Annotated in this window: 14 protein-coding genes; 7 read left to right on the forward strand and 7 right to left on the reverse strand. The window is 71.2% G+C overall.

Annotated elements, in window-relative coordinates; translation table 11 throughout:
• The first annotated feature begins 36 nt into the window (after positions 1–36).
• The 3 genes from AC1RU4_RS02540 (at position 37) to AC1RU4_RS02550 (ending at position 4,611) form a co-directional block, all read left to right on the forward strand.
• On the forward strand, positions 37–834 hold the full coding sequence (locus tag AC1RU4_RS02540) for a substrate-binding periplasmic protein (RefSeq protein ID WP_492889446.1): 798 nt from the start codon (positions 37–39) through the stop codon (positions 832–834).
• 110 nt (positions 835–944) lie between these two features.
• The gene (locus AC1RU4_RS02545) at positions 945–3,449 is read left to right on the forward strand and encodes an ATP-dependent helicase (RefSeq protein ID WP_492889447.1); all 2,505 of its coding nucleotides are present in this window, start codon (positions 945–947) and stop codon (positions 3,447–3,449) included.
• Positions 3,450–3,684: 235 nt separating this feature from the next.
• Positions 3,685–4,611: a 50S ribosomal protein L11 methyltransferase gene (locus tag AC1RU4_RS02550; protein WP_492889448.1), complete on the forward strand. Its 927-nt coding sequence runs from the start codon at positions 3,685–3,687 to the stop codon at positions 4,609–4,611.
• A 34-nt stretch (positions 4,612–4,645) separates the two neighbouring features.
• Here AC1RU4_RS02550 and AC1RU4_RS02555 read toward each other — a convergent pair whose 3' ends face one another.
• Together AC1RU4_RS02555 and AC1RU4_RS02560 are read right to left on the reverse strand one after the other, a co-directional pair.
• Positions 4,646–4,882, reverse strand: a complete 237-nt coding sequence (locus AC1RU4_RS02555) for a hypothetical protein (protein WP_492889449.1) — start codon at positions 4,880–4,882, stop codon at positions 4,646–4,648.
• Between the two features lie 158 nt (positions 4,883–5,040).
• Positions 5,041–5,553, reverse strand: a complete 513-nt coding sequence (locus AC1RU4_RS02560) for a thioesterase family protein (protein ID WP_492889450.1) — start codon at positions 5,551–5,553, stop codon at positions 5,041–5,043.
• Between the two features lie 254 nt (positions 5,554–5,807).
• On the opposite strand from AC1RU4_RS02560, the gene AC1RU4_RS02565 reads away from it, so the two are divergent.
• Positions 5,808–7,211 (forward strand): FAD-binding oxidoreductase, encoded by a 1,404-nt coding sequence (locus AC1RU4_RS02565; protein WP_492889758.1) that lies wholly within the window; start codon positions 5,808–5,810, stop codon positions 7,209–7,211.
• Between the two features lie 144 nt (positions 7,212–7,355).
• Positions 7,356–11,027, forward strand: coding sequence for an AsmA family protein (locus AC1RU4_RS02570; protein ID WP_492889451.1), 3,672 nt, complete (start codon positions 7,356–7,358; stop codon positions 11,025–11,027).
• Positions 11,028–11,087: 60 nt separating this feature from the next.
• Here the strand turns inward: AC1RU4_RS02570 and serB are convergent, their stop codons facing one another.
• Complete coding sequence (gene serB, locus AC1RU4_RS02575) at positions 11,088–11,972, reverse strand: phosphoserine phosphatase SerB (protein ID WP_492889452.1); 885 nt, start codon at positions 11,970–11,972, stop codon at positions 11,088–11,090.
• A gap of 102 nt (positions 11,973–12,074) precedes the next feature.
• On the opposite strand from serB, the gene miaA reads away from it, so the two are divergent.
• Positions 12,075–13,010, forward strand: a complete 936-nt coding sequence (gene miaA / locus AC1RU4_RS02580) for a tRNA (adenosine(37)-N6)-dimethylallyltransferase MiaA (RefSeq protein WP_492889453.1) — start codon at positions 12,075–12,077, stop codon at positions 13,008–13,010.
• A 6-nt stretch (positions 13,011–13,016) separates the two neighbouring features.
• Here miaA and AC1RU4_RS02585 read toward each other — a convergent pair whose 3' ends face one another.
• From AC1RU4_RS02585 to purE, 4 genes are all read right to left on the reverse strand, one after another.
• Positions 13,017–13,490: a nuclear transport factor 2 family protein gene (locus tag AC1RU4_RS02585; RefSeq protein ID WP_492889454.1), complete on the reverse strand. Its 474-nt coding sequence runs from the start codon at positions 13,488–13,490 to the stop codon at positions 13,017–13,019.
• 17 nt (positions 13,491–13,507) lie between these two features.
• The gene (locus AC1RU4_RS02590; protein ID WP_492889455.1) at positions 13,508–14,467 is read right to left on the reverse strand and encodes a protein-methionine-sulfoxide reductase heme-binding subunit MsrQ; all 960 of its coding nucleotides are present in this window, start codon (positions 14,465–14,467) and stop codon (positions 13,508–13,510) included.
• 181 nt (positions 14,468–14,648) lie between these two features.
• A complete protein-coding gene (locus AC1RU4_RS02595) occupies positions 14,649–15,725 on the reverse strand; it encodes a 5-(carboxyamino)imidazole ribonucleotide synthase (protein WP_492889456.1) in 1,077 nt (358 codons plus the stop codon).
• The gene (purE, locus tag AC1RU4_RS02600) at positions 15,725–16,240 is read right to left on the reverse strand and encodes a 5-(carboxyamino)imidazole ribonucleotide mutase (RefSeq protein ID WP_492889457.1); all 516 of its coding nucleotides are present in this window, start codon (positions 16,238–16,240) and stop codon (positions 15,725–15,727) included. Before purE ends, AC1RU4_RS02595 begins: the two co-directional genes overlap by 1 nt.
• Before the next feature lie 350 nt (positions 16,241–16,590).
• Between purE and AC1RU4_RS02605 the strand changes: the two genes are divergently transcribed.
• Complete coding sequence (locus AC1RU4_RS02605) at positions 16,591–18,783, forward strand: L,D-transpeptidase family protein (RefSeq protein WP_492889458.1); 2,193 nt, start codon at positions 16,591–16,593, stop codon at positions 18,781–18,783.
• The last annotated feature ends 321 nt before the right edge of the window (positions 18,784–19,104 follow it).

Genomic DNA, 19,104 nt, shown 5'->3' on the forward strand with positions numbered 1-19,104 from the left:
CGTCAATCTTGCCGCCCGTCGCGTGGAGTCCAGCCAATGATCGGGACGGCTCGGCATTTGCTGGCGTGGTGCGGCGCATGCGCGGCGCTGGCCGTGCTGCTGTCGGTTTCCCCGGCATCGGCGACCCTGCTGCGGATCGGCATCCATCACGACAACAGGCCGTGGGAATTCCGCAGCCCGGCGGGGGAATATGTCGGCTTCGAGGTCGACATGATCCAGGCGCTCGAGGGCCAGCTCGGCGTCGATCTGGCGATGATCCCGATGAGCTTCCGCGGGTTGTTCGACGCGCTGGGCAACCATGAGGTCGATGCGGTGATCAGCAGCATCACCGTGACGCCGGAGCGGTCGAGCCGCTTCGATTTCACCCAGCCCTACTACATGACCTCGCAGGCGGTGGTGACGCTCAAGACCTCCAGTGTGCGGGACCTCGCGGGTCTCGCCGGCGCGACGGTCGCGACCACCCGGGGGTCGACCAATGACGATTGGCTCGAAGCCAACAGGCATCGCTACGCGATCCGCTCGATCCACTATGTCGACGGCATGGAGGAGGCGATCGAGCTGCTGCGCCGGGGCGAGGTCTCCGCCTATTTCGGCGACGAGCCGGCACTGCTCTACGAATTGCTGTCGAGTCGCGATCTCGCGGTCATCGCCCGGCTTCCGACCCATGACCGCTACGCGATCATGCTGCACGCGCAGTCGCCCTGGACCGAACGCTTCGACGCGGCGCTGGCCAGGATCAAGGGCAATGGCGAGATGGAGGCGATCTACCGCAAATGGTTCGGCTCCCGCCCGCCGCCGGATTCGCCCTCGATCATGGTGCTGCCGCGCCCCTGAGCCGGAAGATTCCGCCCGGCCTCGCCAAACGGGCATGCCGGTGCCATTTTGTTCACGCAAGAATCAGTCGCGACGACTGACAACCAGCCGTGACGGACAAGAGCGGGCCCTTGGCCAACCCCTGGAATCATTCGGACGACGATCCGTCCGACATCCCCTTCGACCTGCCGGCCCCCGCGCACCAGCCGCGCCCCGGCGGCATTGCCGCGCGCGCCAGCGCCGCCGCGATGCCGGGCCCGGCGCGGGCGGGGGGCGCCTATCTCGACGGGCTGAACCCCGAGCAGCGCGCGGCGGTGGAGGCGACGGAAGGCCCGGTCCTGGTGCTCGCCGGCGCCGGCACCGGCAAGACGCGGGTGCTGACCACCCGCATCGCCCATATCCTCTCGCTCGGCCTCGCCTATCCCTCGCAGATCCTCGCCGTGACCTTCACCAACAAGGCGGCGCGGGAGATGAAGGACCGCATCGGCGCCATGGTCGGCGAGCAGGTGGAGGGCATGCCCTGGCTCGGCACCTTCCACTCGATCGGCGTGCGCATGCTGCGCCGGCACGCGGAACTGGTCGGGCTGAAGAGCGGCTTCACCATTCTCGACACCGACGACCAGATCCGGCTGCTGAAGCAGCTGCTTCAGGCCGAGCAGATTGACGAGAAGCGCTGGCCGGCGCGGCTCCTGGCCAACACCATCGACGGCTGGAAGAATCGCGGCCTCACCCCCGACCAGGTCTCGGCCGGCGAGGGCGCGGCGTTCGCCAACGGCCGCGGGCAGAAGCTCTATGCCGCCTACCAGGCGCGGCTGAAGGCGCTGAACGCGGTGGATTTCGGCGACCTGCTGCTGGAGAGCATCCGGCTGCTGCGCGAGAACCCGGACGTGCTCGCCGAATATCACCGGCGCTTCCGCTACATCCTGGTCGACGAATACCAGGACACCAACGTCGCGCAATATCTGTGGCTGCGCCTGTTGGCGCAGGGCTCGCACAATGTCTGCTGCGTCGGCGACGACGACCAGTCGATCTATGGCTGGCGCGGCGCCGAGGTGGACAACATCCTGCGCTTCGACAGCGATTTTCCCGGCGCCACGGTGGTGCGGCTGGAGCGCAATTACCGCTCCACCGGCCACATCCTCGGCGCCGCCGCCTTCCTCATCGCCCATAATGAGGGCCGGCTCGGCAAGACGCTGTTCTCCGAGGGCGAGGCCGGCGAGAAGGTGACGGTGACCGGCGCCTGGGACAGCCAGGAAGAGGCCCGCGCCATCGGCGAGGAGATCGAGCAGCTGCAGCGGCAGGGCCGGGCGCTGTCGCAGATGGCCATCCTGGTGCGCGCCTCGTTCCAGATGCGCGAGTTCGAGGACCGCTTCGTCACGCTGGGGCTGAACTACCGCGTCATCGGCGGCCCGCGCTTCTACGAGCGCGCCGAGATCCGCGACGCGCTGGCGTACCTCCGCGTCATCGCTTCGCCGGCGGACGACCTCGCCTTCGAGCGCATCGTCAACGTGCCCAAGCGCGGGCTCGGCGACGCGGCGCTCCGGCAGATCCACGACCATGCCCGCGCGGTCGGCGTGCCGCTCATCGAGGCCGCGCGCCAATTGGTCGGCAGCGAGGAGCTGAAGCCCAAGGTGCGGCTCACCCTGCGCGACCTCGTCGCTTCGTTCGACCGCTGGGCCGGGCAGATGGCGCAGATGCCGCAGAGCGAGCTTGCCGAGATCGTGCTCGACGAGTCCGGCTATACCGAGATGTGGCAGAAGGACCGCTCCGCCGATGCCGCCGGGCGGCTGGAGAACCTCAAGGAGCTCGTGCGCTCGATGGAGCCGTTCGAGAACCTGGTCGGCTTCCTCGAGCACATCTCGCTGGTGATGGACGCCGAGGGCTCCGGCGGCGGCGACGCGGTCAGCATCATGACGCTGCATTCCGCCAAGGGTCTGGAATTCGATGTGGTATTCCTGCCCGGCTGGGAGGAAGGGCTGTTCCCGCACCAGCGCGCGCTCGACGAGCAGGGGCGCGCCGGGCTGGAGGAGGAGCGGCGGCTCGCCTATGTCGGCATCACCCGCGCGCGGCGCTTCGCCAAGGTGTTCTTCGCCTCCAACCGGCGCATCCACGGGCTGTGGCAATCGAGCGTGCCGAGCCGCTTCCTCGATGAATTGCCGGAGGCGCATGTCGAGGTGACGGAATCGCGCGGCGGCAATGGCTGGGGCGGCGCCAGCAGCGCCGGGCGCTACGGCTACGGCCCGAGCCGCTTCGACGAGGCGCAGACCTTCGGCTCCTCCTATTCGACGCCCGGCTGGCAGCGGGCGCAGACCAATGCCCGGCAGAACAATGCCAGCCCGTCTGGGGCCAGCCCGTCCGGAGCGAAGCGCGACGGCCAGTTCGGCGGCTTCTCGGAAGGCGCCGTGCGCCACGGAGGTGGGGGCTATGGAGGCGGGAGCCGCGGCGGACGGGTGATCGAGGGCCAGCTGGTGGCGAGTTCCGCCGGCCCGGAATCGCGATTCTCGACCGGTGAGCGGGTGTTCCACCAGAAGTTCGGCTATGGCGAGGTGACGGCGGTGGAAGGCAACAAGCTCACCGTGCAGTTCGACAAGGCCGGCGAGAAGCGGGTGCTGGACAATTACGTCGAGGGAGTGTGAGGGCGGTCGGACGCTGAGCGGGCGGTTAGCATCGCCCTGGCGGGAGGTGAGGCTTGGGCTCCCAAACCACGATCCGTTCCGGCACGGGCCGTGCCGAGCCGGCCTCCTTCCACGAGGCCGATCTCCAGCCGCCGCGACGAGGCACTGGTGCGCGCCTATCGCTCCGCCAAACCTCTGGCCTTCCGCCGCGGGCTTTCGTACACAGCGCGCGTCAGTTTCCGCATGCGAGGCCGCCATGCTCGAAGGACTTCCGCCCAACGGCGCGTCGCATGTGATGCGCGTCGATGCGCCCGAGCAGGAGGCGCGCGCCATCGCCGAATTCCTCGGCGAGAGCTTCGATCCCGCCGAGGTCGCCACTTCCGCCTTCGAGGTCGAGGACCGGGCGGAGGGCTCCGGCTGGGCGGTCGAGGTGTATTTTTCCGAGGAGCCGTACGAGGAAGGGGTGCGCGAGCTGATCGCCCTGGTCTCGCCGGCGGCGGCGCAGGCGGCGGTATTCTCGCTGCTGGACAAGAAGGACTGGGTCGCCGCCTCGCTGGAAGGGCTGGCGCCGGTGGCGATCGGCCGCTTCGTGGTGCATGGCTCGCATGACCGCGACCGGGCCGGCGGCGGCAGCCGCATCGGCATCGAGATCGAGGCGGCGCTGGCCTTCGGCACCGGTCATCACGGCACCACCAAGGGCTGCCTCGCCGCCGTCCACGCCTATGGGAAGAAAAGGCGGCCGGCGCGCACGCTCGATGTCGGCACCGGCACCGGGGTGCTGGCCATGGGGGCGGCGCTGCTGTTCCGCACGCCGGTCCTGGCCAGCGATATCGACCGGGTGGCGGTGGCGACGGCGCGGGAGAATGCGCGCGCCAACCATGCGGCGCCGTTCATCCGCTTCGTGCACGCGCCCGGCCTCGGGGCGCGGGATTTCCGCATGCGGCGGCCCTACGACCTGATCCTCGCCAACATATTGCTGGCGCCGCTCAAGGGCATCGCCAAACCGCTGCGCCCGCTGGTGGCGCGCGGCGGCACGGTGGTGCTGTCGGGGCTGCTGCCCTCGCATGCGAATGCGGCGCTCGCCGCCTATCGCGCGCAGGGGCTCTACCTGAAGCGCCGCCGCACCATTGAGGGCTGGACGACGCTGGAGCTCTCCGCCGGCGCCGGGCGCCCGAAGCGCTGAACCGGCGGGCGTCGAGCGCGCCGGCCGGGCGTGATCAGTCGCGGGAAGAGAGTTCCAGCATCGCGGCCGAGCGGGCGTCGAACCTGGCGATATGGGCGTGGCGGGCGATCTCGAGGCGGGCCTGCGCGGCGCGGGCGGCGATCAGCCGGTCGATGATGCGGGCGAAAAGGCTCCGGGCGGGAGCCTTGGTCGAAGCCTTGGCGGCGGTCGAGGCCTTGGCGGCGACGGCCGGCTGGGCGGGGGCGGCGATGGCGAAAGAAGCGGTGGCCATGAGGTGTCTCCTTCGAGGAGCAAGGTGATTATGCTCTGCAGCATAAACCTTTCGCACCGCACAAGAAGAGACGCGCATTCATGGCTGGCCTGCAAATCGCGCAAGGCCTGACGTTGAGGAACGGCCGGACGAGGTGTCGCCGGCCGATCATCGCCGCCTCAGGAGAGGCGGATCGGCATGTTCACCGGCCGGCCGAGCCCCTCGGGCTGCGGCAGGGCGCCGTGGGCCGCCTTCATCAGCGCGAGGCGCTCAAGCACCTCGTCCGGGAAGGGGGTGGCGCGGCGGGTGCCGGTTTCCACATGCAGCGCGATCTGCTCGCAGGTCGCCGCCGTCCATCCCTCGCGGGCATGGTGCATCTCCTGGAACAGGTGCATGCGCTTTTCGTCGTAATTGACGAGGCGCAGGGTCACCCGCACCTCATGTCCGGCGCGCAGTCCGCGCAGGAAGCGCTGATGCGACTCCGCGGTGAAGAAGGAGGAGCTGCGGGTGTCCGCGAGATGCGGCCCGAGCCCGACCAGGAACACCGCCTCGTCGACCGCGCGGTCGAACAGCAGGCTGTAATATGCCGAATTCAGCTGCCCGTCATAATCCACCCAGACCGGCTCGACCGTCATCACGGACGAGACAAACGGGGCGAAGAACACGGGTTCGAAGTCGATCCCGTCCAACATGACACCATCCCGACTTTTCTCGCGCGCTAGGTCGCGCTGCCTTATTGGCAAGCATTGTGCCGACTTTCCAAGCAATCGTCACCTGCCGAAGTGGCGTTTGAAGGGCGGAAATCGTGTGTTTCCGGGGTATTTGCCGAAGGCCGTGCGAATCAGGCGCTGTCGATGCCCTCGCTCCCGGCGCGCAGAGGGTATAAGCGTCGGGCGCACGCAGCGTCGAAGGGCAGGACGAGCAGGAGGCAGGCATGGCCGAGGCGATGGACGAAACCGTGGAAAGCCGGGAGGCCGACGCGGCAGCGGCGGCGACAATCGCCAGCCTTTCGAAGCACTTCGGCGACCGCCTCGCCACCGGCCGGGCGATCCGCGAGCAGCATGCCAATTCCATCACCTGGCTCGCCTGCGAGGCCCCGGACGCGGTGGTGTTCGCCGAGAGCGAGGACGAGGTTCAAATTATCGTGCGCACCTGCGCCGCCCATGGCGTGCCGGTGGTCCCCTTCGGCGCCGGCTCCTCGCTGGAGGGGCAGGTCAATGCGCCGAAGGGCGGCATTTCCATCGACCTGTCGCGCATGAACCGCGTCCTGGCGGTGAACATGGAAGACCTCGACTGCGTGGTGGAGCCCGGCGTCACCCGCAAGCAGCTCAACGAGCATCTGCGCGATATCGGCCTGTTCTTTCCCATCGATCCCGGCGCCGACGCCTCGCTGGGCGGCATGGCTTCCACCCGCGCCTCCGGCACCAATGCGGTGCGCTACGGCACCATGAAGGACAATGTGCTGTCGCTGAACGCCGTGCTGGCCAATGGCGAGGTGATCACCACCGCGCGCCGCGCCCGCAAGTCGGCGGCCGGCTACGACCTCACGCGGCTGTTCATCGGTGCCGAGGGCACGCTCGGCGTCATCACGCGGCTGACGCTGAAGCTTTCCGGCCAGCCGGAGGCGATCTCCGCCGGCATATGCCCGTTCCCCACCATCCGCGCCGCCTGCGACACCACCATCGCCACCATCCAGAGCGGGCTGCCGGTGGCGCGCATCGAATTGCTGGACGAGGTGCAGGTGAAGGCGTGCAACGCCTATTCCAAGCTCGACCTCGCCGAGCAGCCGACCCTGTTCGTCGAGTTCCACGGCACCGAGGCCGGCGTGCACGAGCAGGCCGAGCGCTTCGGCGAGATCGCCGCCGAATTCGGCGGCGGCGCGTTCCGCTGGGCGACGCGGCCGGAAGACCGCTCGAAGCTGTGGCAGGCGCGGCACGATGCCTATTGGGCCTGCCTGCCGATGCGCCCGGGCGCCAAGGCGCTGGCGACCGACGTGTGCGTGCCGATCTCGCGGCTGGCCGAATGCGTCGACGAGACCAAGCGCGACATCGAGGAGATGGGCATGGTGGCGCCGATCGTCGGCCATGTCGGCGACGGCAATTTCCACACCGTCACCCTGGTCATGATGGACGACCCGCAGGACGTGGCGAAGGCGCAGGATTTCATCTCCCGCATGGTGAAACGCTCGTTGGCCATGGGCGGCACCGCCACCGGCGAGCACGGCGTCGGCCAGGGAAAGCGCAAATATATGGAGGCCGAGCACGGGGCGGGAACGCTCGACGCCATGCGGGCGATCAAGCAGGCGCTGGACCCGCAGGGCATCATGAATCCCGGCAAGATACTACCCTAGCTCCCACCCGGACACCGCGCCGCCATGGCGCTGTTGCATCGGCGGGGAGAATGCAAATAACATCAATCATCTAAGACTATCGGCGGCCAGCCGTGCCCGCCTCGTGCGGGACGGCGCCGCGCTCGCCGATCGCGGAGGAACCGGGTGCAGAATTTCCTGCTCACCATCGCAGGCGTCGTGATCCTGGCGATCGCCGCCGCCTTCGCCGCGCCGTACGTGGTCGACTGGACGCAATGGCGGTCGACCTTCGAGGCGCAGGCGGCGCGGGTGGTGGGCGCGCCGGTGCTCATTCGCGGGCCGATCGAGGCGCGGCTGCTGCCGACGCCGGCGGTGGTGCTGCGCGACGTGTCGATCGGCGTCGATGCCGGGGGCACCGGCCTTGCCATACGCGAGCTTGCCGCCACGGTGGCGCTCGGCGACCTGATGCGCGGGCACATCGCCGTGCAGAACCTCACCCTCCACGAGCCGCGCGGCCGGCTGGTGCTCGACGGCACCGGCAAGGTGGCGCTGCCGACCGGCGCCGGCGCGCCGGCCGATCTCGGCATCGCCGCCTTCACCCTGCGCGGCGGCCGGCTCGACCTGATCGACCGGGCGAGCGGGCGCATGCTGCGGCTCGACGACATCGTCGCCACCGGCTCGCTGGTCAGCCTGATCGGCCCGCTGAAGCTCGACGGCGAGGTGACGGCGGCCGGGGCGCGGCAGCGGCTCAGGCTCGGCCTCGCCGGCTTCGGCGCCGATGGCGCCTCCAAGATGCGGCTGTCGCTGCAGCAGGTGGATTCGCCCTTCCTGATCGATGCCGACGGAAGCCTGAAGCTCGCCGGGGGCAAGCCGGCCTTCGAGGGCAAGGCCAGCCTGTCGACCACGCCGCCGGCCCGGCAGGGCGCGCCGGCGCCCGCCCTGCGCGGCTCGGATTCCGCCCTTGCCGACGGCGCCTCGCCGCTGTCCGGCTGGAGCCTCAGCGCCATGGTGGCCGCCACGCCGGCGGCGCTGGAGGCGAAGGACCTGACGCTGGCGCTGGGTTCCGCCGAGCGGCCGGTGCAACTCGCCGGCAGCGGGCGGCTCTCCGGCACGCCGGCGACACAGGGCAAGCCGGCGACCTCGCGGCTGGAGCTCAGCCTCGCCGCCCGCCAGATCGATCTCAACGCCGCCACCGGCGGGGTGGCGCCGCTCGCCGCCCTCGACGAGATGGCGCGCGCCGTCGCGCCGCTGGCCGGGGTGACCACCATCGGCACGCTCGACCTCGCCGCCGACACGGTGCTGCTGTCCGGCGCGGCGATGCGCGAGGTGAAGGCCGGGCTCGACTGGTCCGGCGGCGGCTGGGCGGTGCGCACGCTGGAGGCGAAGCTGCCCGGCGGCGCGCGTGCCCGCCTCGCCGGCACGGTGCCGGGCGCGGCCGGCGGCGATCCGACGCTGTTCGCCGGGCAGGTGGCGGCGAGCGCCGACGATCTGCCGGCCTTCGTCGCCTGGGCGGTGCCGCAAGCGGTGAATTTCACCGCCGGGCTGCCGGCGGGCGCGGCCAGGCTCGACGCCGCGGTGAAGCTCGGCCCCGAGAAGGTCGAGCTCTCGGCGATGACGCTGGCCGCCGGCGGGCTGACGTTGACCGGCGTCGGCTCCTACGCCTTTCCCGCCACCGACCGACGCGGGCGGGTGGATGCGGCGCTCAGCGGGCAGGGTGTCGATCTCGACGCGCTGCTGGTGCCGGCACGCCGGCTGATGGCGGCGAGCGGCGCGGCGCTCGACCTCGGCCTCACCTTTTCCGGCCGCGCGGTGCGGATCGGCGGCGTCGATGCGACGGGCATCGATGTCGCGCTGACCTCGGGCGCGCAGGGCATCGATATCGAGCGGCTGGCGCTGGCCGGATTCGGCGGGCTCGACCTTAAGGGTGCCGGCAAGGTGGCGGCGCTGGGCGACCCGGACGGGCGTTTCCGCGCCACGCTGACCGGCAGCCGGGCCGACGGGCTCGCGGCGCTGGCCCGGCTCGGCGGCTTCGAGACGGTGGCGGCGCTGCTCGGCAGGCTCGGCCCGGACCTCGCGCCGGTGAATGCCGACGTGACGCTCGCCTCCACCGGCGGGCGCATGGACGTATCTGCCGAGGGCCGGCTCGGCGCCTATGCCGGCAAGGGCCAGATGGCTTTCGGCGGCATGGATGCGGCGGCCGGATCCGCGACGACCGGTTCCCTCGCGCTCGACATCGCCGATGGCAGCGCCTTCCTCGCCCGGCTCGGCGTGCCGGGCGTGCGGGGGAGGCTCGGCCCGGCGCGGCTGGAGCTCGCGGCCAAGCCCGGCATCGCCGCGACGCTGGCCTTTGCCGGCGCCCGCCTGTCGGCCGACGGCGCGCTCACGAGGGCGGAGGACGGCACCCTGGCGCCCGATCTCGCGGTGAAGCTGGAGGGAGCCGATCTCGCCCGGCTGCTGCCCGACCTCGCCGCCGGCGGCACGCGGACGCTGCCGGCCTCGCTCGCCGCCCGCCTCACCAGGCAGGGCGACGCCTATAGCTTCGCCGGCCTCAACGGCAGCATCGCCGGCACCTCGCTCGACGGGCGGGTGCTCTATCGCCCCGGCACGCCGGAGCCGATCGAGGCCGAGCTGACATTGCCGAGCTGGACGCTCGCCACCGCGCTCGGGCTGGTGACCGGCCGCCCGGCCGGCGACGGGCTGTGGCCGTCCGGCGGCTTCGGCCCGGCGCCGCTGGCCAAGGCGGCCGGGCGATTGCGCCTCGACATCGCGCGGCTGGACCTGCCCGGCGGGCAGACCCTCGAAGGCGCCAAGCTGCGCGCGCGCCTCGCCGGGGGCTCGCTGGCGATCGACGAATTCGGCGGCGCGCTCGCCGGCGGCCAGCTTGCCGGCCGGCTGGAGCTTTCCCGCAACGGAACCAAGGTGCAGGCCACCGGCAGCCTCACCCTGAAGGAGGCCCCTTCGGCACCGCTGCTCAGGGCGGCCGGCGTCGCCCGGCCGATGGCGCAGGGCACCATCGACATGGCCCTCGACTTCACCGGCGCCGGAACCTCTCCGAAGGCGCTGGCCGCCAGCCTCGCCGGGCAGGGCAGCCTCGCCATCGACCGGCTGGAGGTCGCCGCGACGTCTCCGGCGGCGCTGCAATACGCGATGCTGGCCACCGAGCGCGGCCTGCCGCCGGAGCCGCGCCGGATCACGCAGCTGTTCGAGGAAGGGCTGACGCGCGGGCCGCTCAAGCTGCCGCGCGCCGAGACCACGCTCGGCCTGGTCGGCGGGGTGGCGCGCAGCGGGGTGGCGCGGCTCGCCATCGACGACCAGCGCTTCGCGCTGTCCGGCAGTCTGGACCTGGCCAGCCTCGGCTTCGAGGCGCTGCTGGAGGTCGAGGACGTGGCCAAGGCCGGCACGGCGGCGGTCCCGGCCGCCGCCATCCGCTGGAGCGGGGCGCTGAATGCGCCGGAGCGGCGCACCGACGTGACCGCGCTGTCGGCGGCGATCAACATGCGGGCGCTGGAGCGCGAGACCCGGCGGCTGGAGGCGGAATATGGCCGCACGCCGCTGACCAATGCCGGCCACGCCACCGACGCGCCGACCGATCCGGCACTGTCGCCATCGCCTCAAGCCGCGCCGCCGCCCCAAGCCGCGCCACTGCCGCTGATGGCGCCGCTCCCCCAAGCCGCGCCGATCTCGTCGTCCGCACCCTTGTCGGTTCCGCGCCGCACGCCGCAGCAGGCGCAGCGGCCAGCCCCGGTGCCGAATTTCATGATGGCCCCCGGCTCGCCGGCTCCGCCCTTGCCGCCGCCGGTGGAGATCCCGCCGGATGCGCTGCTCAACCCGATCCTGCAGCCGCCGCTGGCGCCCTAGTCGGGATAGCGGTTTTGCCCGAGCCGCGATAGCGGTCCTTGCCCGAGGACCGGGCGGGGCTCAGGCGGTCACGAATTCGTCGCGCGCGTAGCCTTGGAGATAGAGCAGCGCGGTGAGGTCGGCATGGTCGATGCGCACCGCCGCCACCGCCGCCACCGCCGGCTTGGCGTGGTAGGCGACGCCCAGCCCGGCCTCGCCCAGCATGGCGAGGTCGTTGGCGCCGTCGCCGACCGCCATGGTCTGGTGCGGTGCCAGGCCGAGCGCGTCGCGGCTCTCGATCAGCGCGGCGAGCTTGGCCTCGCGGCCGAGAATGGGCTCGGCGACGCGGCCGGCGAAGCTGCCATCCTCGACGATCAGCTCGTTGGCGCGGTCGGCATGGAAGCCGATGGCGGCGGCGATGCGGGCGGTGAACAGGGTGAAGCCGCCGGAAACCAGCAGCGTATGGGCGCCGTTCGCCCGCATGGTGCGCACCAGCTCGGTGCCGCCGGGGGTCAGGCGGATGCGCTGCGCGATCACCTCGTCGACGACGCCGGCGGGCAGGCCCTTCAGCAGCGCCACCCGCTCGCGCAAGGCCGGCTCGAAGGCGATCTCCCCGCGCATGGCCCGCTCGGTGATGGCGGAGACATGCTCCTTCATGCCGGCGAAATCGGCGAGCTCGTCGATGCATTCCTGGCCGATCATGGTGGAATCCATGTCGGCGAGGAACAGCTTCTTGCGGCGTCCTTCCGCCGGCACCAGCGCGACGTCGACCGGGGCGGGAGCGAGCGCGGCGCGCAAGGCCTCGATATCGGCGGTGCCGTCGAAGCCGATCTCGGCGGCGATCCCCTGCGCGAGGATGCGCGGCGCCTGCGCGCCCGGCAGGCGTGCGGCGACCTGCGCGATCAGCGCGGCGTCGAGCGCGGGGGCGGCGGGATTGGCGACGAGGACGGCGTAGTGGCTCGGCATGGGAAACTCGACGGCTGTTCGCTCGGAAAATGGGTTGCCGGCGGGCCGGCGCCGGGCAAAAAGGCGGAGGAGGCGCCGCGACCGGCGTTCAGGGAGATCGACGTGGACGACACCGGCGGGAGCAGTCCCCCCCGATATCGCGCGGTGCTTATCGCAGGGCCGACGGCGAGCGGCAAGTCGGCGCTGGCGCTCGATCTCGCCGAGCGGATGGGCGGCGTGGTGGTCAACGCCGATTCGATGCAGGTCTATGCCGACCTGCGCGTGCTCTCCGCCCGCCCGACGCCGGAGGAGGAGGCCCGCGCGCCGCATGTTCTCTACGGCCATGTCGACGGCGCGGCGGATTATTCCGTCGCCCATTGGGTGGAGGACGCGCGAGCCGTCATCGCCGAGACGCAGGCGCAGGGGCGGCTGCCGATCCTGGTCGGCGGCACCGGGCTTTATTTCAAGGCCCTGCTCCGGGGTCTGTCGCCGATGCCGCCGGTGCCGGAAGCGGTGAAGGCGCGGGTGCGCGGGCGCGCCGAGGACGCGGGCGCGCTGCATGAGCGGCTCTCGCGCCTCGACCCGCTGACCGCGGCACGGCTGCGGCCGAGCGACACCCAGCGCCTCACCCGCGCGATCGAGGTGTTCGAGGCGACGGGACGGCCGCTGGCGGCGTGGCAGGACGAGGCGATGACGCCGCCGGTGCTGGCGCCGGACGAGGCGTTCGGCGTGTTCCTCGCCACCGACCGCACCGCCTTGCGCGAGCGCATCGCCACGCGGTTCCGGGCGATGATGGACCTTGGCGCGCTGGACGAGGTGCGGCGCCTGACGGCGCGCGGCCTGCCGGCGGACCGCACCATCCTGAAGGCGCATGGCGTGCCGTGGCTCACGCGGCATCTCGCCGGCGAGATCGGGCTGGAGGCGGCGATCGAGGGCGGCATCGGCGATACAAGCCGCTATGCCAAGCGGCAGGAGACCTGGTTCCGCCACCAGATCGACGGCTTCGCCCGGCTGACGCCGGCGGAAGCCGCGGCGGCGCTCAAGGCGTGCGTCGGCTAGGCCGGGTCAGAGCCCGAGGTCGGACAGGCCGGGATGGCCGGCCGGGCGTGGGCCGCTCCGGTCCCAGTGGAACTTGCGCTCGGCCTCCCTGATCGGCAGGTCGTTGATCGAGGCATGGCGCCGCCGCATCAGCCCGTTCTCGGTGAATTCCCAGTTCTCGTTGCCATAGGAGCGGAACCAGCTGCCGGAATCGTCGTGCCATTCATAGGCGAAGCGCACGGCGATGCGGTCCTCCGTGAAGGCCCACAATTCCTTGATCAGCCGGTAGTCGAGCTCCTTCGCCCATTTGCGGGTCAGGAAGGCGACGATCTCCTCCCGCCCGGTGATGAATTCCGCCCGGTTCCGCCATTGGCTGTCGGGCGTATAGACCTGCGAGACCCGCGCGGGATCGCAGGAGTTCCAGCCATCCTCGGCGCCGCGCACCTTCTGGATGGCGGTCTCGCGGGTGAAGGGCGGCAGCGGCGGGCGGGTTTCGGTCATCGGACATTCCGTCGGGTTCAGGCCCGTGCGGCGCGGCGCACGGGGAGGGGACGCAGGCGCAGGACCACCTCGCTCGCCAGCGCCACCGCGACGCCGAGGCCGAACACCCACCAGGCCGGGCGAACGGAATAGGCGAAGGCGAGATTGGCGCTCAGCACCCGCACCGGGTCGATGCCGGTGGCGGCGAGATACCAGCCGGCCTCCAGCAGCGCGGTGCCGAGGCCGGCGGCGGCGGCAAGCAGCACGAGCGGGGCCAGCCCGGTGCCGCGCCCGCGGCGCTGCACTACCCGCCAGCCCATCAGCCACAGGAACAGGCCGGCCATCAGCGTCGGCTCGGTGACGTCGAGCTTCTGCTGCATGAAGAAATGCAGGATGGCGAGCGCGGTGATCGGGTAGGCGAGGCGGTGCAGCCTGGTCCAGCGCTCGGCGCCGAGGCGGGCGACCGCGCCGTCCCAGGAGGTGGCCGACAGCGCGATCAGGCCGACGAGCGCGACGAAGCCGATGGTGAGGTAGATGCGCAGCACGATCTCGCGCGCGACCACCGACAGCGAGCCCATGTCGATGCAGTAGAGCCCGAAATGGGTGAATACCAGCGCCGCGGCGCCGAGCCCGAGGGTGCGGCGGGCGGCCAGCAGCTTCGGCCAGTTGAACAGCCGTCGTGCCGGGGTGACGACCAGCGTGACCAGCAGCAGCCGCACCGCCCAGTCGCCGAGGAAGCGCAGCGTCTCCACCAGCGGCCGGGCGCCGAGCGCCGGCCCGCCGCCGAGCCCGCCCGCGGCGCCGCCGCCCAATCCCGATGCATCGAGACCCGGCGCCCCGGCGCCGAACGGATTGCCGCCGCCGGCGAGGTCGCCGCGCGCGATGCGCACGGCCAGCAGCGCGAAGGGCAGCAGGACGAGGAGGAAGGCGCCGATCTTTTCCGGGCTCCATTTATAGGCGGGGCCTTTGGCGCCGGAACGTTCGCGAAGAAAGGGCATGGCGGCTCGCTGCATGTCGATGGACGGACGCTACAGCTACGCAGGCGAGGCCGCCATCATATCGGCACGGCGCCGCACGTCTTCGTGAGCGGTCGCCTGCGCCGGCAGCCTATCCGGCGACGGCGCGGGTGAAACGGCCAGGCGCGTCACGCCGCGAAGACGCGGGTGGGATTGGGGGGTGTCACTCCGCGAAGACGCGGGTGACGTGGCCCATCTTGCGGCCCGGCCGGGCCTCGGCCTTGCCGTAGAGGCTGAGCATGGCGCCCGGCTCGGCGAGCAGGGCGTGCCAGCTCCCGGCCTCGTCGCCGATGAGATTGGTCATCTCGACGCGGGCGCCGAGCCGCTCCGCCGCGCCGAGCGGCCAGCCGGCAATGGCGCGCACATGCTGCTCGAACTGGCTGGTGCGGGCGCCGCCCAGCGTCCAATGGCCGGAATTGTGCACGCGCGGGGCGATCTCGTTGACCACCAGCCGCTCCTGCGCGCCGGTGCCGACCACGAACAGCTCCACCGCGAACACGCCGACATAGTCCAGCGCGTCGCCGATGCGGCGGGCGATGTCGCCGGCCGCCGCCACCGAGGCGTCGCCGAGCCCGGCCGGCACGGTGGAGCGGTGCAGGATGTGATGGCGGTGCTCGTTCTCGGTCACCTCATAGGCGGCCACCGTGCCGTCGAGGGCGCGGGCGGCAACCACCGAGACCTCGCGCTCGAACGGCACGAAGCCCTCCAGGATCGCGGGATGGCGGCCGATGGCGGCGAAGGCCCCGGCGGCGGCCTCGCCCTCGCGGATCATTACCTGGCCCTTGCCGTCATAGCCGAAGCGCCGGGTCTTCAGCACCGCCGGCCGGCCGATCGTCGCGAGCGACGCTTCCAGTCCGGCCTCGTCGTCGACCGCGGCAAAGGGGGCGACCTCGATGCCGAGGCCGCTGATGAAGCTTTTCTCGGCCAGCCGATCCTGGGTGATGCCGAGCGCCTTGGCGCCCGGATGCACCGGCGCGAAGCGGGCGATATGCGCGGCGGTGGCGACCGGCACGTTCTCGAATTCGTAGGTCACGACGTCGACCGCGCGGGCGAAGCGCTCCAGCGCCGCCTCGTCGTCATAGGCGGCGAGCGTGTGGGCGTCCGCCACCTGGAAGGCCGGGCTGCCGTCCTCCGGGGCATAGATATGCGCCTTCAGCCCCAGCGGGGCGGCGGCCAGCGCGATCATGCGGGCGAGCTGGCCGCCGCCGAGAATGCCGATGGTGGAACCGGGCTTCAGCATCAGATCGGCCCATCGGTGACGGCGGCGGTGCGGGCGGCGCGCCAGGCGTCGAGCCTTGCCGCCAGCGCCGCGTCGCTGAGCGCCAGTACGGCGACGGCGATCAGCGCGGCATTGGTCGCCCCGGCCTTGCCGATGGCGAGCGTGCCGACCGGGATGCCGGCCGGCATCTGCACGATGGAATAGAGGCTGTCGAGGCCGGACATCGCCTTGGATTCCACCGGCACGCCGAAAACCGGCAGCGGGGTGAGCGCGGCGACCATGCCGGGCAGATGCGCGGCGCCGCCGGCCCCGGCGATGATCGCCTTGTAGCCGGCCGCCCTGGCGCCCCTGGCGAAGTCGAACATGCGCTCGGGGGTGCGGTGGGCGGAGACGATGCGGCAGTCATGCGGCACGCCGAGCTCGTCCAGCGTCTGCGCGGCATGGCGCATGGTGTCCCAATCGGACTGGCTGCCCATGATGATGGCGATCGGCCGCAAATCGACGTTCGACGTCTCGGCGGTCGTCAAGGCGGTCATTGCAGGCCCTTCCCCGGAAAAAGAAGGCGCGGATTATAGGAATCCGCCCCCGTGCGGCAAGGGCTTACGCGATATCGTCCCGCGCGGCCTGTCGAAAGCGGCGCGCGGGCGGGAAAACGCAGGGCCTCGCGGCCGGCGCGATCATGCTTAACACCGCCTTTACCGCGCCTTGCCAGAGTGTCGCGCACATGCCCGTTCCGGTCGATCCGATGTGGCACCGAGGCGACGGCTTCGGCGCATTGATCTTTTTGTCGGGTTTGTGAGTTGAACGGTATCGGCATTGGCGCAGAACAGGGGCCGTCTCGCCCCTATCGATCGGTCAAGGCGGCGGCGATGGAGCGGAGAGTATGATGTCCGGGCATATGGGTGGCAGCGCGAAGCCCCGCCTCGCGGCGATGGCGTGCACCTTGCTGGCGGGAACCGCCCTGTGGGTCGGGCTGAGCGGCCATGCCGGCCTGCTGGCCGCTTCGCGTGCCATGGCGCAGGAAATGCCCGTCTTCGAGATGTCGGGCAAGGATGTGTCGGGCAGGGATCTGTCGGGAATGCCGGCATGGCGCGAGCCGGCCGGCAAGGGCACCGGCGACGTGGTGTCGGCGTTCGACCCGCAGGCCGCCGGCATGAATTCGGCCGGGCAGGGCGCGGCGCTGCTCGCCTCGCTCCATGACGATCCGGCACCTTTCGACATCAACGAGGCTCGCAGCCGCCCGCCGGCGCAGCCCGAGCCCGTGGCGCAGCCGCCGGCCGCGAGGAGCCCGCTGGTCCCGGGCGCGCCGGCCGTCAGCGCGCCAACCCCGCTTCCGGCGGTGCAGCCGGCGGCGATCCCGCAGCCGCAGCCGGCGACGCCGACCCTCGTCATGCCGGCTCCCGGCGGCATCGGTGGCGCCTCGGCACCGGCCGTCGGCGCCGGCTCCCCGGTTCCGGGCGATGCCACGCCGGGCGCGGCGCATCCCGGCGCCTCGACGCCGGGCGCCGCCACCGCCGCCTCGGCCACCGAGCAGGCGGCGCCCTCGGCGGTCGCCGCGCGCATCGGCGAGCTGGTCGCCGGCCAGCTGCCGCGCTTTTCGGCGCGCGCCGGCGAGCAGCAGGCGCTTGCCGGCTTCTATGCCGCGCGCCAGTACCAGCCGGTCTTCACCGCCGGCCACGCCTGGTCGTCGCTCGGCGTCACCGCGCTGCAGCAATTCGCCGCCTCCTGGCAGGACGGGTTGCAGCCGGCCGACTACGAGGTGCCGGCCATCTCCGCCACCTCCAGCGACGCCGAACTCGCCAATGCGGAATTGCGGGTGGCGGCGACGCTGCTGCTCTATGCGCGGCATGTGCAGAGCGGCCGCTTCGATCCCAAGCGGATTTCCGACAATATCGACCCCAGCCCCAGCGTGCCCGACGCGAATGCGGTGCTGGCCGAGGTGACGGGGGCGCCGAACCCGCGCGCGGTGCTCGCCTCCTACGCGCCGCAATATGACGAATACCGGCTGCTGAAGCAGCAACTCGCCGGCCTGCAATCGGAGCGGCGCGGCGTGGCGCTGGCGCCGGTGCCGGCCGGGCCGACGCTGCGGCCGGGCGATCGCGATCCCCGCGTGCCGCTGCTGCGCGCCCGGCTGGGCGTGCCCGGCGCGCCGGAGGACGTCCTGTATTCGCCGGCGCTGGTCGAGGCGGTGCGCGCCTTCCAGAATTCCGCCGGCGAACGCCCCGACGGCGTCATCGGGCCGGCGACGCTGGCGGCGATGAACGACATGGGCGACGACCGCCTCGCCGACGTCACCGCCAACATGGAGCGCTGGCGCTGGCTGCCGCATCAGGTCGCGCCGGTCTATGTCATCGTCAACATCCCGGAATACATGGTCCGGGTGGTGGTGAACGAGCAGGCCATCCACGAGACGCGGGTGATCGTCGGCAAGCCGGAGAACCAGACGCCGCTGTTGACCGAGGACATGCAATACGCGGTGTTCAACCCGTCGTGGAACGTGCCGCCCGGCATCATCCGCAACGAGATGCTGCCCAAGCTGCAGGCCGATCCCTATGCGCTGGAACGGCAGGGCATCGACGTGGTGCGCAACGGGCGCATCGTCGATCCCGGCACGGTGAACTGGAGCCGCGGCTCGCAGGGCTATTCCTTCCGCCAGCCCCCCGGCGAGCGCAATGCGCTCGGCAACATGAAGTTCATGTTCCCGAACAAGCACTCGGTCTATTTGCACGACACGCCGAATCGCTCGCTGTTCGCCCGCGACCGGCGCGCCCTGAGCCATGGCTGCGTGCGCGTGTTCGAGCCGATGAAATTCGCCGAGGTGCTGTTCGGCCTCGGCCTGCCGGGCGAGGGCTGGTCGCAGCAGCGCATCTCCAAGCTGATCGGCGGCAAGGAGAAATACCTGAACCTGAAGCAGCGCTTCCCGGTGCATCTCGCCTATTTCAACACCTATGTCGACGGCGACGGCCGGCTGGTGACCCGCGAGGATCTCTACGGCCTGAACGCCGCCACCAAGGCGATTCTCGGCATTGGCGGCAGCGCGCAGGTGGCCGACCGCGGCACGGCGCCGCGCCGGCGCTGACCTGTGGATATCGACGGTAATACTGTGATCTATTCGGCACGGTGGGCAGAAAAATGCTGCGCCGCGTCACTGATTGACGTGAATTTGTTTGTGCGGCACTCTTTCGCCACAGTCTCTTTTTAGCCAGAGACGCAATGAGTGTGGGGGTTGGGCCGTAACGCGCCCTTAACCAAACCTGACAAGACTATGTTCACCATGTCCGAACCGGCAGCCGTGCCGGTTCGTCTCAAGGAAACGTTCGCTTATCGGGTTGAGGGTTCGTGCGCATTCATCATCGCTTTCAAAACCTCCGATCGCATCGTGTCCTGAAGGCCGCGGCCC

Source organism: Ancylobacter sp. GW821-FHT10E12 (assembly GCF_058809335.1).

Excerpts from the sequence above, each read along its gene's own strand:
- AC1RU4_RS02540 (WP_492889446.1), top strand. The coding sequence starts at position 37 with ATGATCGGGACGGCTCGGCATTTGCTGGCGTGGTGCGGCGCATGCGCG.
- AC1RU4_RS02550 (WP_492889448.1), top strand. The coding sequence starts at position 3,685 with ATGCTCGAAGGACTTCCGCCCAACGGCGCGTCGCATGTGATGCGCGTC.
- AC1RU4_RS02555 (WP_492889449.1), bottom strand. The coding sequence starts at position 4,882 with ATGGCCACCGCTTCTTTCGCCATCGCCGCCCCCGCCCAGCCGGCCGTC.
- AC1RU4_RS02560 (WP_492889450.1), bottom strand. The coding sequence starts at position 5,553 with ATGTTGGACGGGATCGACTTCGAACCCGTGTTCTTCGCCCCGTTTGTC.
- AC1RU4_RS02565 (WP_492889758.1), top strand. The coding sequence starts at position 5,808 with ATGGACGAAACCGTGGAAAGCCGGGAGGCCGACGCGGCAGCGGCGGCG.
- serB (WP_492889452.1), bottom strand. The coding sequence starts at position 11,972 with ATGCCGAGCCACTACGCCGTCCTCGTCGCCAATCCCGCCGCCCCCGCG.
- AC1RU4_RS02585 (WP_492889454.1), bottom strand. The coding sequence starts at position 13,490 with ATGACCGAAACCCGCCCGCCGCTGCCGCCCTTCACCCGCGAGACCGCC.
- AC1RU4_RS02590 (WP_492889455.1), bottom strand. The coding sequence starts at position 14,467 with ATGCCCTTTCTTCGCGAACGTTCCGGCGCCAAAGGCCCCGCCTATAAA.
- AC1RU4_RS02595 (WP_492889456.1), bottom strand. The coding sequence starts at position 15,725 with ATGCTGAAGCCCGGTTCCACCATCGGCATTCTCGGCGGCGGCCAGCTC.
- purE (WP_492889457.1), bottom strand. The coding sequence starts at position 16,240 with ATGACCGCCTTGACGACCGCCGAGACGTCGAACGTCGATTTGCGGCCG.
- AC1RU4_RS02605 (WP_492889458.1), top strand. The coding sequence starts at position 16,591 with ATGTCCGGGCATATGGGTGGCAGCGCGAAGCCCCGCCTCGCGGCGATG.